Here is a 13,642-nt window from a genome sequence, read left to right as displayed (position 1 = left end):
GAGAACAGATCCTTTCCGCGGCTGACGGACCCGGCCGCGCCACCCCGCCCGTGCGGCGAGCCTCACACGGGGGATTTGCCCTGGAGCGCACTCCAGGGTGGACGCTGGACGCATGAACGCAGCGGTTCCCCGGCAGGCGCCGGAAGTGGAGATCCCCGACGACGGGCTGACGATCGGCGAGGCGGCGGCGGTGTCCGGCCTCACCATCGACACGCTCCGCTACTACGAACGCGAAGGCCTGACGGCGTCCCCCGCCGACCGCGCGCCCTCCGGGCAGCGCCGGTACCACGCTCGGGACCTGGGCTGGATCTCGGGCGTCGTCATGCTGCGCGGGACCGGCATGCCCATCCGCGCCATCCGGGCCTTCACCGAGATCTGCCGCACGGAAGGCACCGAAGCCGCCCGGCTGGCCGTCCTGGAGCAACACCGCGAGCGCGTCCTCGACCAGCTCGCGGAGACCCGCGGTCATCTGGCCGCCATCGAGCGCAAGATCGCCTACTACCGAAAGGGCACCACCTCCCGATGAAGACCGTGAACCTCGGATCCCAGGGCCTGACCGTCTCCGCCGAAGGGCTGGGCGCGATGGGCATGAGCGTCTGGTACGGCCCCCGCGACGAGCGGGAGGCCGTCGCCACGCTCAACCGGGCCGTCGACCTCGGTGTCACCCACATCGACACCGCGGAGGCGTACGGGCCGTTCGAGAACGAGAGACTGGTCGGGCGCGCCCTCGGCGCCCGCCGGGACGAGATCACCCTCGCGACGAAGTTCGCCACGGAGTTCGACGACGACGGCACGGCGCACGGGCCGAACGGCAGTCCCGGGTACGCCCACCGGGCGGTGGACCGTTCGCTGAAGCACCTCGGCACGGACGTCATCGACCTCTACTACCTGCACCGCGTGGACCCCGACGTGCCGGTCGAGGAGACCGTGGGCGCGATGGCCGAGATGGTCAGGGCCGGGAAGGTCCGTTACCTCGGCCTGTCGGAGGCGACCCCCGACCAGATCCGCCGGGCCCACGCGGTCCACCCCCTGACCGCGCTCCAGTCGGAGTACTCCCTGTTCAGCCGGGACGTCGAGCAGAACGACGTGCTGGACACCGTACGGGAGCTGGGCATCGGCTTCGTCGCGTTCTCCCCGCTCGGGCGGGGCTTCCTGGGCGGCGGGATCACCCGCCGCGAGGACCTGGCGCCGGACGACGCCCGGCGCGGCCTGGAGCGCTTCTCGGAGGAGAACATCGCCGAGAACGCCGCGCTGGCCGACCGGATCGCCGCCCTGGCCGAGGCCAAGGGCGTCACGGTGACGCAGTTGGCGCTGGCCTGGCTGATCGCCCGTAACGTCGTCCCGATCCCGGGCACCAAGCGGCGCGCGTACCTGGAGGAGAACGCCCGCGCGGCGGACATCGACCTGACGGCCGACGACCTGGCGTCGATCGAGGAGGTGGCGCCGCACGGCAGCGCGGCGGGTCACCGCCACTGAGCACGTGGGGACCGGCGGCACCGGTCGCGTGCCCCTAGTCCACCGCCGTCGAGCGCCCCAGGTACGTGATCGGGCCCGGGTCGGGCACCGCGATCGGCCGGAAGCCCAGCCGGTCGTAGAAGGCCCGGGCCGAGGTGTTCGCGGTGACCATCGCGAGATGGGCCGCCCCGACCCCCCGCTCCCGCAGGGCCCCGAGGAACCGGACCACGAGCGCCCGCCCGTGTCCCTTCCGCTGCTGGTCGGGCAGCAGGTCGATGTGGAGATGGGCGGGGTACGCGGCCAGCTCGGGCAGCACCATCCGTTCCGGATCGTGCATGAGCGCGATCATCTCCTCGCTCGGTGTCCGGGGCGGCCCGGCCGGCGCCGGATAGCGGCCGGTCAGCGTCGGCAGCCAGACGGAACGGAACGCCCGCGCGAAGGCGGGCGTGTCCGCCGTGCCGAGGATGTACCCGGCGGCCCGGCCGTGCCCGTCGTCGAGGACGAACGCCAGCTCGGGTTCCAGCGCCGCGTAGGGCGCGGCGAAGATGCTCGGCATCAGCTCCGGGTCCGGGTACAGGTGGCGTGAGTCCCGGCCCTCGTGCGCGGTCCGCACGCAGATGTCGTACACCGCCGGGAGATCCCCGGGGCAGTACGCGCGGACGTAGGGGGACGGGGCGGCGGAGGAGGGGGCCGGGGTGGCGGCGGGCACGTTCATACGGAGCATGCTGACGCCCTGGGAGCGCTCTCACAAGCCTCCGGGCCGGACTCCCCGCCACCCCCGCCGTACCCGCCCCCTAGCCCCCGGGGTCACGTGCCGGTCACGCCCCGGCCGGCACCCGGTCCAGGAAGCCGTACACCCGGTCGATCCGGCCGTCGTCGGCCAGCGTGAGGACGTCGGAGCCCGTGACCGGCACCGAACCGTCCGCGTCCGAGACCAGCTCCCAGCCGAAGCGCGCGACACCGTGGTGGCCGTCGACCGCGCCCGCCAACCGGAACGTGAACCCGGGGAACTGCTCCCGGGCCCCGGCGACGACGGCCGTGACCGCCTCCTGCCCGCTGACGTCCGCCAGCGGATCGGTGTACCCGCCGTCCTCGGTCCAGGCGGCGGCCACCGCCTTGGCCCGCGCCTCGGCGGACGGCGCGTTCCAGGCCTCGAAGTAACGGGTGACGGCGGTCTCGTACGGGTTCACGGACATGGCGGATCAGCCTCCGGCGAGGTGCGGTGGGTCGGGGACCCGGGCCCCGGGCGGAGTGCGCCGCCCGGGACCCGGTGCGTCCAAGCCTGCCTCGCCTCCCCGGCGGGGTCGATTACGCCGGAGGTAAAGGGCGTCCGGCGGTACGGGGGCTCAGGGACCGTCCGCGTAGATCCCGGCGGCCAGGTCCGCGAACTCCAGGGTCAGCGCCCCCGGGTGCCGGTCGCTCCAGGCCAGGCAGACCTGACCGGGCTCGATGTCCGCGACGGTGATCTGGCAGAGGTCGGGGCGGGTGTAGTACAGCGCGGTGGACCGGGGCAGCACGACCACTCCCTGGAGGGCGGCCACGTACTCGAGCTTCTCCTCGACGGTGCGGACGGCGGGGACCGGCCGGGGGTCCTCGTCGGGCACCCGGTGGGGCAGGTCCCGCCACTCGGGGACCGCGTCGGGGTCCTGGAGCAGCCGCTCACCCGCCAGGTCGGCGATGTCGACGGACTGCTTCCCCGCGAGCCGGTGTCCGCGCGGCAGGACCGCCACCCTGGGCTCGCTGAACAGCGGGCGCAGGCTCAGGTCGGAGCGGTCGGCGGGCATCCGTACGAAACTGACGTCGACCCGCCCGTCGCGTACCGCCTGCGTCTGGTCCTCCCAGGACGTCCGCAGGACGTCCACCGTCAGGCCCGGGTGGCGGGCGGTGAGGGCCTGGACGGCGGTGGTGACCGTGATGCCGGGCATGAATCCGACCGTCAGCCGGTCCGTGCCGCCCGCGGCCCGCCGCGCCCGGCGCAGCAGGCCCTCGGCGGCGGCCAGCAACGACACCGCGTCCCGGTGCACCTGCGTGCCGGCCGGGGTGAGGGCGGTCGAGCGCCGGTCCCGGGTGAGGAGCTGGACCCGCAGCTCCTCCTCCAGCGCGCGGATCTGGCGGGAGAGGACCGGCTGGGCGATGTGCAGCCGCTCGGCGGCGCGCCCGAAGTGCAGTTCCTCGGCGACCGCCACGAAGTAGCGGAGCTTCCTCAGATCGACGTCCACGGTTCTCCCAGGTCGAACGGGCCGGACGGGCCGAACAGGGCGAAACGCCCGATGCCCCCAGGGTATGACTCCCGGGGGCATCGGCGTGTCGGTGCGGCGCTGGTCAGCCCGCCGTGGCGGTGGCCTTCGGTTCCACCGCCGGCGTACCGGCGGGCACGGTGACCCGGTCGGTCCTCGGGACGAGGAGCCGCTCGGCGAGGTGGCCGAAGAGCAGGCCGAACGTGGTCCACAGGGTGACCTGGACGGCCAGCGAGGACAGCCGGAACTCCCAGACCAGGGTGGCCGGGAAGTCCTTGGGCACCTCGTTGATCGTCGGCAGGAAGCCGTAGGCCAGTCCGACGGCGGCGACGAAGGCCGCCCCCGCCGCCACGGTGGCGTTCCAGTTGCCCAGACGCGGGGCGAGACGGCGGCCGAGCAGGAGCGCGGCGGCCGCGAGCAGGACACTGAGCACGATCATCAGGAAGTACAGCGTCGTCCGCTTCCCGATGGTGTCGCCGTTGCCGACGGCGGGCGGGTTGGCCGGGTACTTGAGGAACGGCACGACGTACACCGTGAGCAGCGCGCCGACGGACAGCAGGAGGGCGGTCGCCCGCGGTCCGAACCGGCCGACGCGGCCCAGGGCGTAGCAGAACGCGAGGGCGGCGATGCCGCCGACCGCGATGCCGAAGATCAGCACACCGGTGGCGAGGCCCGCGGTGGACTGGAGGGAACGGCTGACGAGTTCCTCGCCGCCGTGCTCGTGGCTGTGGCTCTCCTCGAACGCGATGGCCGCGTCGACGGAGGGCTCACCGAGCAGGTAGGCGACGATCAGGGCGAGCACACCGGCGCCGAGCCCGGCGAGCATGCCGCGCACGAGCAGGGCGCGGACGGATATGGAGTTCATGGGCGGAGGTCTCCCGGCCGGTCAGTGGCAGGGGAAGCCGAGCAGGTGGCGTCCGTCGTGGACCCACTCGTGCACGCTCTCACCGGAGATGACCGACAGGGCGCCCTGTTCCGCGCCGACGAAGTAGAGCAGGACGAGCATCAGCACGCCGAAGAAGAGCGCCCAGGGGGCTATCTCCTTGAGCGAGAGGGGAGTGAGAGCCGGTGTTGCGGCTGTCGCGGGGGCGGCGGAGTGTGCCATGGCCGAACCTCCTGGGGAACACGCGTCCCGATCGTGGTGCCTGAGACGAAGGTGCCGGGTCTGACTTCCCGCAGAGGTACGGGTACACAGTGGCGCGACCGTGCCGGATTCTCACCGGACTTCCGTCACACCGTCGTCATGTCCACGCGACCGTACCGCCTGTCGACGGGGATCGCCACAGCGCCTGACGGCGGCCGGGGCGGAGCAGTTGACCGGATGTCGGGAAACATCCGCTCTGTCCGCCCCGGCCGCCGCCGGGTCAGGAGGCCGTGGCGGGCAGGGTGCCCCGTACCTCACGGGCGGCCTCGACCAGGTTCTCCAGCGAGGCGCGCACCTCCGTCCAGCCGCGGGTCTTCAGCCCGCAGTCCGGGTTGACCCACAGCCGTTCCGCGGGCACGGCCTCAAGTCCCTTGCGCAGCAGGGCCGCCGCCTCCTGGGCGGAGGGCACGCGGGGGGAGTGGATGTCGTAGACCCCGGGTCCCACCTCGCGCGGATAGCCGGCCGCCGCCAGTTCGTCGGCGACCTGCATGTGCGACCGCGCCGCCTCCAGGCTGATCACGTCGGCGTCCAGGTCCTCGATGGCCTGCACGATGTCGCCGAACTCCGCGTAGCACATGTGCGTGTGGATCTGGGTGGCCGGCCGGACCCCGCTGGTGGTGATACGGAACGACTCGGTCGCCCAGTCCAGGTAGGCCGCGCGGTCCTCGGCGCGCAGCGGCAGCGTCTCGCGCAGCGCCGGCTCGTCCACCTGGATGACCGGGGTGCCGGCCGCCTCCAAGTCGGCCACCTCGTCGCGCAGCGCGAGGGCGACCTGCCGCGCGGTGTCGCCGAGCGGCTGGTCGTCACGGACGAACGACCAGGCCAGCATGGTGACGGGACCGGTGAGCATGCCCTTGACCGGCCGGTCGGTGACCGACTGGGCGTACGTGGTCCAGCGGACCGTCATCGGCTCGGGACGCGAGATGTCCCCGGCCAGGATCGGCGGGCGGACGTAGCGGGTGCCGTACGACTGCACCCATCCCTGCCGGGTGGCGAGGTAGCCGGTGAGCTGTTCGGCGAAGTACTGCACCATGTCGTTGCGTTCGGGCTCGCCGTGCACCAGCACGTCGATGCCGGCCTTCTCCTGGAAGGCGAGGACCTCCCGGATCTCGGCCTCGATGCGCTCGTCGTACCCGGTGGTGCCGATGCGTCCGGCGCGCAGGTCGGCGCGCGCCGCGCGCAGCTCGTTCGTCTGCGGGAACGAACCGATGGTGGTGGTCGGCAGCAACGGCAGCCCGAGGTGGGCGCGTTGGGCCGCGGCCCGCTCCGGGTACGGGGCGGCGCGGCGCCCGTCCGCGTCCGTGACGGCCGTCGCGCGGGCGCGGACCGCCGGGTCGTTGGTGAGCGCGGATCCGGCGCGCGAGGCCAGGTCGGCGCGGTTCGCGGCGAGTTCGGCGGCGATCGTGTCCGTGCCCTGGGCAAGGCCCCGGGCCAGCGTGACGATCTCCTCCGTCTTCTGGCGCGCGAAGGCGAGCCAGCGCAGGATCCGCGGATCGATGTCCCGCTCCGCCGTGACGTCCAGCGGGACGTGCAGGAGGGAGCAGGAGGACGACACGTCGACCCGGTCGGCGAGCCCGAGGAGCGTGCCGAGCACCGACAGGGACTTCGCGAAGTCGTTGATCCAGATGTTGCGGCCGTTGACGACCCCCGCGACCAGGCGCTTGCCGGGCAGGCCCCCGACGGCCGCGAGGGCGTCGAGGTTGGCGGCCGCCGGGCCGGTGAAGTCGAGGGCGAGCCCCTCGACGGGCGCCTTGGCGAGGACCGGCAGGGCCTTGCCGAGCCGGTCGAAGTACGACGCGACCAGCAGCTTCGGCCGGTCGGTGAGCGCCCCGAGGTCCCGGTAGGCGCGGGCGGTGGCGTTCAGCTCGGCCGGGGTCCTGTCCTCGACGAGCGCGGGCTCGTCGAGCTGCACCCAGTCGGCGCCGGCCGCCCGCAGGTCGGCCAGCACCTCCGCGTACACCGGCAGCAGCCGGTCGAGCAGCGTCAGCGGCTCGAAGTCCGGGGCGACACCGGGCGCGGGCTTGGCCAGCAGCAGGTAGGTGACCGGACCCACGAGCACGGGGCGCGCCGTGAGGCCCAGCGCGACGGCTTCCCTCAGCTGGGCGACCTGCTCGGCGGAGTCGGCGGTGAACACGGTGTCGGGGCCCAGCTCGGGCACCAGGTAGTGGTAGTTCGTGTCGAACCACTTGGTCATCTCCAGCGGCGCGACCTGCTGCGTGCCGCGCGCCATCGCGAAGTACCCGTCGAGCGCGTCGGCCGTGACGGCCTCGCGGTGGCGGGCGGGGATCGCGCCGACCATCACGCTGGTGTCGAGGACGTGGTCGTAGAACGAGAAGTCGCCGGTCGGCACCTCGTGGATCCCGGCGTCGGCCAGCCGGCGCCAGTTCGCCCGGCGCAGTCCGGCCGCCGTCGCGCGCAACGCGCCGGCGTCGACGGTGCCTTTCCAGTAGCCCTCGACGGCCTTCTTGAGTTCGCGGTTCAGGCCCTGGCGGGGGTAGCCGTGCACGGTCGCCCGTGCTGCCGCGGCTGCGGACTTGTCTGTCACAGAACTCTCCTTCGCGAGCGGTTCTCTGCCGTCCCGGGGACGGTCGAGGGCGCGAGAGGAGCCACAGATCGGGCGGGTCACGTCCCATGGCTGTACGGGAACACGCGACCGCCTGATATGTACGCCGACCCGCCCACGAGGTCACCGGGATCTCCGCGCACGGTGTTCGTACGCGGGCAGTGGCAGGTCTTCGGACTCGCGGGCACGTCTCGTCGGACGAGACACCTACTGGCCGTCGCTTCCCGGACCCGGTCGGATCCAGTGCTCATGACGGCGGTCGTTCCCACTCACCGCTGCGGGGCAGTCCCGGATTCGCACCGGGTTCCCTCTTACGACGCCGCTGCCTGGCTGACAGGGCGAACCAACTGCACTCGCCACCCTAAGCCCTTAACTGAAGCGCCGGGAGCCCCTCTCCTATTCCGGGAGGGGTGCCGCGCGCCCGCCGGAGCGCCCCTGGCGGTGACGGTGCGTACCCGCCCGGGAGCGGTACGGGACGGGTCAGACCGCGACCATCGCCGCGGTCACCCGCGCCCCGCGGTCGGGCGCGGTGTCGATGCTCGGCATCAGGCCGGGCACCGCGAGACTCGGCAGGATGTGCCCCCACAGGATCGATATGCGCCGCCCGAGGTCCTCGCGGTCCGTCAGCGCGCGGGACATCAGCTGGATCCCGGCGAACGCGCCCACCAGCAGCTCCACCGTCTCCTGCGGGCGCACGCTGGGGAGCAACTCACCCTGCGCGCGTGCCTCTTCCATCAACGACACCAGGTGGACGGGCCACTGGCGGAAGGGGCCGCTGTGGTCGACACCGGGAGGGGCGCTCTGGTCGACGGTGAGCCGGACACTGCCCCGGAGCAGCGCGTTGTCCAGGAGCCGGTGGGCCACCGCGAAGGTCATGTCGATGACCTCCTGGAGCTTGCAGGCCTGCGGGGGTACGGTGCCGAGCTGCACCTGCTCGTCCAGGACCGCCTGGGCCAGGGCTTCCTTCGACTGGAAGTGGAAGTACAGGGCGCCCTTGGTGACCTGAGCGCGCTCCAGCACCATGGTGAGGGTCGTGGAGGAGTAGCCGTACTCGTCGAAGACCGCGCCGGCCGCCTCCAGAATCGCCATGCGCGTCCGGATGGCGCGCTCCTGTGTTGCCATGAAAGACCCTTCCGCGCAGCCCCGTTGACCAGCACAAAACAAACCGCCCAGCCCGTACTATAGGGCTCAACGACTCGCCGAATGTCTCCCCCGCGCCAAATCGTCGGGACGGGGAGAGGTCTCCGCGATCCCTGGACCCCATGGTGTCACCGGAGCGCGATGGCCGGTTTTCGGCATCCGGCCCGCCCGGCGCGTGACGACCAGGGCCGAGGCCGGGGCGCCGCGCCCACGAACGGACGATGCGCCGATTTCGCGCTTACGTTCCGTAGTCATAGGTAAGATCCCTGACGGTCCTTCGGATCCCGCCCCCTCGCTTCCCTGACGCTGCTCCCGGCAGCCGATTCCCGGCTGTTTCCCGGGTTGCGGGGTGGTGGACCACCACAGAGTGTGGGCCGCAGTTCCCAGCGAACACCAACGAAGGAGAGCGCGTCGTGGCGACTCTGTGTAAGCCCGATGTGTCGGTTCCCGAGCATGTGATTACCATGGAGGACACCCTCGCCCTGGCGCGGTCGCTCCACGCCGACCACCCGCAACTACCCCTGGCGCTCCGGCTGATCGAGAACACCGGCGTGGCCAAACGCCACCTCGTCCGGCCCATCGAGGAGACCCTCCGCCACCCCGGCTTCGAGGACCGCAACCGGACGTACGAGGCCGAGGCGAAGGCGCGGGTGCCCGCGGTGGTGAACCGGGCCCTGGACCACGCGGAACTGCGCGCCTCCGACATCGACCTGATCATCTACGTCTCGTGCACGGGCTTCATGATGCCGTCGCTGACCGCCTGGCTGATCAACACCATGGACTTCCCCAGCCACACGCGGCAGTTGCCGATCGCCCAGCTCGGCTGCGCGGCGGGCGGCGCCGCCGTCAACCGGGCGCACGACTTCTGCCAGGCGTACCCGGACGCGAACGTGCTCATCGTGGCGTGCGAATTCTGTTCGCTCTGCTACCAGCCCACCGATCTCGGGGTCGGCTCGCTGCTCTCCAACGGCCTCTTCGGCGACGCCGTGGCCGCCGCCGTCGTCCGCGGCAAGGGTGGCACCGGCATCGCGCTGGAGCGCAACGGCTCGCACCTCGTGCCCGACACGACCGACTGGATCGCCTACAGCGTCCGGGCGACCGGCTTCCACTTCCTGCTGGACAAGCGGGTGCCCGGCACCATGGAACCCCTCGCCCCCGCGCTCCGCGCGATGGCCGTCCAGCACGGCTGGGACGCGGCGGCCCTCGACTTCTACATCATCCACGCGGGCGGCCCCCGCATCCTGGACGACCTCAGCCACTTCCTGGAGGTCCCGCCCGAGGCGTTCCGGTTCAGCCGCGCCACCCTCACCGAGTACGGCAACATCGCCAGCGCCGTGGTCCTCGACGCGGTCCGCAGGCTGTTCGACGAGGGCGGCGTCGAGGACGGCGCCACCGGGATCATCGCGGGCTTCGGCCCCGGCATCACCGCCGAGATGGCCCTCGGACGCTGGTCCACCGACTCCCTCGCCGGGCCCGCCCTGTCCGCGCGGCACGTCCTGACCACCCCGGCCCACGCCGGCCGGGAGTCCGCGACGGAACCGGTGAGCTGAGATGAGCACCGACACACCCGAGACGGCGGCCCACCCGCGGGACACCCCCGACACCGGGCCGCCGTGGTCGGGGCCGGCCGCGCGGGAGGACCCGCGCCCCGTCCGCTTCTGGTCGGTGCCGCATCCCTCCGGACCGGACCTCGACCCCGTCCCCGTCGAACGCCTGCGCGAGGACCCCGTCGGCCCGATCGAGCTCCCGGACGGCGCGGGACGCGCCTGGCTGATCACCCGGCACGAGGACGCCGCGCTCGTCACCGGCGACGCGCACCCCGGCCGCCGGGCCCGTACCGGACACGACGACACCCGGACACCCCCGCACTTCGTCCCCCTCGACGCGGCCCTGGGCCCCGCCGGCCCGCCCGCCCCCGAGCGGCTGCGCCGCCCGCTCGCCGAGGCGCTCTCCGCGCCGGCCCTCGCCCGCGCCGAGGAGCGCGCCCGGCGGATCATGGACGACCTCGTCGACGCCATGCTCCGGGCGGGCGGCCCCGCCGACCTGACGGAGCGGATCAACGGGCCGCTGGCGTCGGCCGTGGTCGGCGGGATCACGGGCGTGCCCCCGCACGACCGGCTCCTGACGCACCGGTGGACCGGCATCCTCCTGACCGCCCCGCACCGCGCCCCGCGCGACCGGGCCAGGGCCGAGATCGACGCCTACTTCACCGGCGTCCTCGCCCGGCGCCGCACGCAGGGCGACGATCTCGTGGCGGTCCTGGCCCGCGCGGTGGAGACGGACGAGCTGACGTCCGAGGAGGCGGCCGCGGCCGCCGTCCTCGTGCAGATCAGCGCCACCCACGCGGTCACCGCCCACGGCGCCACCCTCCTCCACGCGCTGCTCACCCACCCCGACCACATGGCGCGCCTGCGCGCGGAGCCCGGGCTGCTGCCGGGGGCCGTCGAGGAACTGCTGTGCCTCGTCCCGTACCGCGAGCGTGTGCGCCTCGACCGGATCGCCGCCGAGGACGTGACGGTCCGGGGGGTACGGATCCGGGCCGGCGAAGCCGTCTACGTCCCGTACCCCACCGACGACGGGGCCCCGGACCCCGGACCGCACCACCTCATCGGCCCGGTGCTCGCCCGGCTGGGGTCCACGGCCATGGGCGCGAGCCTGCTGGACCGGCTGCCGCGGCTGCGGCTCGCCGTGCCGCCGGACGCGCTGCGCCCGCGGCGCGGGGGCCTGCTCCGCGGTCCCGAGGCGCTGCCCGTCCTCTGGTGAGCGGCCCGACCCGCACCGTCTCTCCCCCTTTCCCCCTTCCCCCTTCCCTCCTCAGCCGTCCTCTTGTCCCGTCTCCTCCCGGAGGATCCGCATGACCCGACTGACCGAGCGGGCCGGGCTCGCGCGCACCGAAGGCCTGGTCGTCCCGCCCGGCGGCGGAACGACCGTCCGTACCGCCTCCCAGGAAGTGACCTTCAAGGTCACCGGCGAACACTCCCGGGTGTCCTCCAGCTTCGAGGTCGTCGTCCCGCCCGGCTTCGACGTGGGCGCCCACCGGCACGCCCACAGCGAGGAACTGTTCTACGTCCTCGACGGCGAGCTGGACGTCCTCGCCTTTGAACCGCGCGTGCTCAGCGACGACTGGCGGCACTGGGAGTCCGCCTCCGGCCTCAAGGTCGTACGGGCGACGGCGGGCACCGTCATCGTCGTCCCGCCCGGATGCCCGCATGCCTTCGCCAACCGGGGCGAGGACCCCGCGCGCATGTTCTTCCAGTCGTCCCCGCCCACCGACCACGAGCGGTACTTCGAGGAACTGCTCGACATCCTCAAGGAGGACGGCGCGCCCGACCCGGGCGCCATCGCCGAGCTGCGCGTGCGCTACGACATCCAGCAGCTCACCCCCCTGCGGCACGACGCCCGGGAGGAAGCGGGGAAGTAAGGGGACGGGCACGGGCACAGGGTCATGGTCGACGCACCCGTCACACGACGCCCGCCGGCGCCGCCGTCCCGGTCGACGCGGTGGGCCGTCGCGGGCATCCTCCTCGTCGTGCTGGCGCTGACCGTCGGCTGGTCGCTGGCCGACGGCGCCCTGGACGACGACGAACCCGTCCGCGACAACACCGAACTGGTCCTGGGTCCCGGCGACGACACCCTCGTCCTGCGGGTGGTGGGCGAGGGCTGGCAGCTGAGCAAGGCCGGGAGCGACACCGGCAGCGGCCTGTCCCTCTCCCGCGACGGCGTCGACTTCACCGCCAGTTACGTCGCCGTCCCGCTCACCACCACCGCCGACGCCGGAGAGCTGTGGCCGGGGCTGCGCCGGATCCAGTCGGCGGTGGACAGCGACAGTGTGCTGGGCCCGCCGACCACGGCCACCAGCGCCGGGGGAGCGCCCGGCGCGACCGGCACACTGCGCAGGGACGGGCGCGCGGGCCGGGCCGCCGTGTGGGTGTCGCCCGGGCAGGACTACGCCGTGGAGATCACCGTACTGGCCGAGCCGGACGCCGACCCCGGCGCCCTCTCCGACGGGCTCGCGCAGTCCCGCGAGGTCGCCTTCCCCGGAGCCGTCCTGTGACCCCGGCCCCGGTGGCCACCCTCCGCGCGTCCGCCGGGCGCCGGGTCGTGGGCCTGACGTGGGCGTTCCTCTGCCTGGCCGGCGCGGCGCTGATCGTCTACGAGTTCTCGGGCCTGATCCGGGTCTTCCCCGGGTCCGCCCTGCTGGCCGCGGTGCTGCTCCTGCTCACCGTCCTCGTGGGGGTGGGGATCCTGGAACAGGTACGTCCCCTGCGGCCGCCGCCCCGCCCCTGGGCCTGGAGCGCCGTCCTCTGGGGCGGCACCGCGGCGACGGGCAGCGCGATCGTCGCCAACACCGGGCTCCAGGGGGTCTGGTTCAAGACCGCCGGGATCGACTTCGGCACCCGGTGGGGCGCGGCCCTCACCGCCCCGCTGAACGAGGAACTCCTCAAGGTGTCCGGGGTGCTGCTCATCGCGCTCGGCTCGCGGCGGCTGGTCCGCGGTCCGCTGGACGGCTTCTTCCTCGGCGCCTTCACCGGCCTGGGCTTCCAGGTCGTGGAGAACTGGACCTTCGCGATGAACGGGCTGGTGGTCGCCGGAGGGATCGACGGGGGCGCGGCCGTCGGCCAGTCCTTCACCACGCGGGTGGTGCTCACCGGGGTGGGCTCGCACTGGGCCATGACCGCCGTGGCGGGCACCGGCGTGGGGATCCTGCTCGCCCACCGCTCCCCGCCGGCCCCGCGCCGCCATCTCGCGGCCCTGCTCTGCCTGCTGACGGCGATGGCCATGCACTGGTTCTTCGACTCGCCCTTCCTGGAGTCCGTCGCGGGCATCGCGGGCAAGGCGGTGCTGAACTTCCTGGTCGCGCTGGGCTTCTACCTCACCCTGCGGCGCGGGGTACGGGCCCGGGCCCGCGCCTTCCTGCTGTCGCCGGGGACGGACCTGTCCCCGGCCCTGCTCACCCGGGGCTCGCGCCGGCGCGCGCTGCGCGGTGTGCCTCCCGCGCAGCGCGAGGACGCGGCGGCCCGGGCCGTCCTGTACCTGGACGAGGTGGAGGAGCACGCGGCGGTGCGCCCCGTGCCGGACCGGGTCCCGTGACGGTCCGGCGGC

Annotated in this window: 14 protein-coding genes and 1 riboswitch; of the genes, 7 read left to right on the top strand and 7 right to left on the bottom strand. The window is 73.3% G+C overall.

The window, feature by feature from the left end; translation table 11 throughout:
* The first annotated feature begins 112 nt into the window (after positions 1 to 112).
* Positions 113 to 526, top strand: a complete 414-nt coding sequence (locus tag HA039_RS01355) for a MerR family transcriptional regulator (protein ID WP_167022512.1) — start codon at positions 113 to 115, stop codon at positions 524 to 526.
* Positions 523 to 1,476, top strand: a complete 954-nt coding sequence (locus HA039_RS01350) for an aldo/keto reductase (RefSeq protein ID WP_167022509.1) — start codon at positions 523 to 525, stop codon at positions 1,474 to 1,476. Before HA039_RS01355 ends, HA039_RS01350 begins: the two co-directional genes overlap by 4 nt.
* Positions 1,477 to 1,510: 34 nt before the next feature.
* Here HA039_RS01350 and HA039_RS01345 read toward each other — a convergent pair whose 3' ends face one another.
* The 7 genes from HA039_RS01345 to HA039_RS01315 form a co-directional block, all read right to left on the bottom strand.
* Positions 1,511 to 2,170 (bottom strand): GNAT family N-acetyltransferase, encoded by a 660-nt coding sequence (locus tag HA039_RS01345; protein WP_167022506.1) that lies wholly within the window; start codon positions 2,168 to 2,170, stop codon positions 1,511 to 1,513.
* A 103-nt stretch (positions 2,171 to 2,273) separates the two neighbouring features.
* The gene (locus HA039_RS01340) at positions 2,274 to 2,651 is read right to left on the bottom strand and encodes a nuclear transport factor 2 family protein (protein ID WP_167022503.1); all 378 of its coding nucleotides are present in this window, start codon (positions 2,649 to 2,651) and stop codon (positions 2,274 to 2,276) included.
* A gap of 150 nt (positions 2,652 to 2,801) precedes the next feature.
* Complete coding sequence (locus HA039_RS01335; RefSeq protein ID WP_167022500.1) at positions 2,802 to 3,674, bottom strand: LysR family transcriptional regulator; 873 nt, start codon at positions 3,672 to 3,674, stop codon at positions 2,802 to 2,804.
* Between the two features lie 103 nt (positions 3,675 to 3,777).
* Complete coding sequence (locus HA039_RS01330; RefSeq protein WP_167022497.1) at positions 3,778 to 4,557, bottom strand: CbtA family protein; 780 nt, start codon at positions 4,555 to 4,557, stop codon at positions 3,778 to 3,780.
* 21 nt (positions 4,558 to 4,578) lie between these two features.
* Positions 4,579 to 4,797 carry a CbtB domain-containing protein gene (locus tag HA039_RS01325; RefSeq protein WP_161310109.1) on the bottom strand — a complete coding sequence of 73 codons (219 nt, stop codon included), beginning with the start codon at positions 4,795 to 4,797 and terminating at the stop codon, positions 4,579 to 4,581.
* Between the two features lie 259 nt (positions 4,798 to 5,056).
* On the bottom strand, positions 5,057 to 7,381 hold the full coding sequence (gene metE / locus HA039_RS01320) for a 5-methyltetrahydropteroyltriglutamate--homocysteine S-methyltransferase (protein ID WP_167022494.1): 2,325 nt from the start codon (positions 7,379 to 7,381) through the stop codon (positions 5,057 to 5,059).
* 164 nt (positions 7,382 to 7,545) lie between these two features.
* Positions 7,546 to 7,763, bottom strand: a riboswitch (cobalamin riboswitch).
* Between the two features lie 116 nt (positions 7,764 to 7,879).
* On the bottom strand, positions 7,880 to 8,521 hold the full coding sequence (locus tag HA039_RS01315) for a ScbR family autoregulator-binding transcription factor (RefSeq protein ID WP_167022491.1): 642 nt from the start codon (positions 8,519 to 8,521) through the stop codon (positions 7,880 to 7,882).
* A 431-nt stretch (positions 8,522 to 8,952) separates the two neighbouring features.
* On the opposite strand from HA039_RS01315, the gene HA039_RS01310 reads away from it, so the two are divergent.
* From HA039_RS01310 to HA039_RS01290, 5 genes are all read left to right on the top strand, one after another.
* Complete coding sequence (locus tag HA039_RS01310; RefSeq protein WP_167022488.1) at positions 8,953 to 10,089, top strand: type III polyketide synthase; 1,137 nt, start codon at positions 8,953 to 8,955, stop codon at positions 10,087 to 10,089.
* Between the two features lies 1 nt (position 10,090).
* A complete protein-coding gene (locus HA039_RS01305; protein ID WP_167022486.1) occupies positions 10,091 to 11,302 on the top strand; it encodes a cytochrome P450 in 1,212 nt (403 codons plus the stop codon).
* Between the two features lie 91 nt (positions 11,303 to 11,393).
* A complete protein-coding gene (locus HA039_RS01300; protein ID WP_167022483.1) occupies positions 11,394 to 11,960 on the top strand; it encodes a cupin domain-containing protein in 567 nt (188 codons plus the stop codon).
* Between the two features lie 24 nt (positions 11,961 to 11,984).
* Entirely contained in the window at positions 11,985 to 12,593 is a 609-nt protein-coding gene (locus HA039_RS01295; protein ID WP_167022480.1) for a hypothetical protein, read from the top strand.
* An 11-nt stretch (positions 12,594 to 12,604) separates the two neighbouring features.
* A complete protein-coding gene (locus HA039_RS01290; protein WP_167022477.1) occupies positions 12,605 to 13,630 on the top strand; it encodes a PrsW family intramembrane metalloprotease in 1,026 nt (341 codons plus the stop codon).
* Positions 13,631 to 13,642 lie beyond the last annotated feature (12 nt).

The organism is Streptomyces liangshanensis, from assembly GCF_011694815.1.
Lineage (GTDB): Bacteria > Actinomycetota > Actinomycetes > Streptomycetales > Streptomycetaceae > Streptomyces > Streptomyces liangshanensis.
Note: the sequence above shows the minus strand (reverse complement) of the source record. Positions and strands in the feature narration are given on the sequence as shown.

What these genes read in the sequence shown, in the direction of transcription:
- HA039_RS01350 (WP_167022509.1), top strand. Translation starts at nt 523, where the DNA reads ATGAAGACCGTGAACCTCGGATCCCAGGGCCTGACCGTCTCCGCCGAA.
- HA039_RS01340 (WP_167022503.1), bottom strand. Translation starts at nt 2,651, where the DNA reads ATGTCCGTGAACCCGTACGAGACCGCCGTCACCCGTTACTTCGAGGCC.
- HA039_RS01345 (WP_167022506.1), bottom strand. Translation starts at nt 2,170, where the DNA reads ATGAACGTGCCCGCCGCCACCCCGGCCCCCTCCTCCGCCGCCCCGTCC.
- HA039_RS01355 (WP_167022512.1), top strand. Translation starts at nt 113, where the DNA reads ATGAACGCAGCGGTTCCCCGGCAGGCGCCGGAAGTGGAGATCCCCGAC.
- HA039_RS01330 (WP_167022497.1), bottom strand. Translation starts at nt 4,557, where the DNA reads ATGAACTCCATATCCGTCCGCGCCCTGCTCGTGCGCGGCATGCTCGCC.
- HA039_RS01295 (WP_167022480.1), top strand. Translation starts at nt 11,985, where the DNA reads ATGGTCGACGCACCCGTCACACGACGCCCGCCGGCGCCGCCGTCCCGG.
- HA039_RS01305 (WP_167022486.1), top strand. Translation starts at nt 10,091, where the DNA reads ATGAGCACCGACACACCCGAGACGGCGGCCCACCCGCGGGACACCCCC.
- HA039_RS01325 (WP_161310109.1), bottom strand. Translation starts at nt 4,797, where the DNA reads ATGGCACACTCCGCCGCCCCCGCGACAGCCGCAACACCGGCTCTCACT.
- HA039_RS01300 (WP_167022483.1), top strand. Translation starts at nt 11,394, where the DNA reads ATGACCCGACTGACCGAGCGGGCCGGGCTCGCGCGCACCGAAGGCCTG.
- HA039_RS01315 (WP_167022491.1), bottom strand. Translation starts at nt 8,521, where the DNA reads ATGGCAACACAGGAGCGCGCCATCCGGACGCGCATGGCGATTCTGGAG.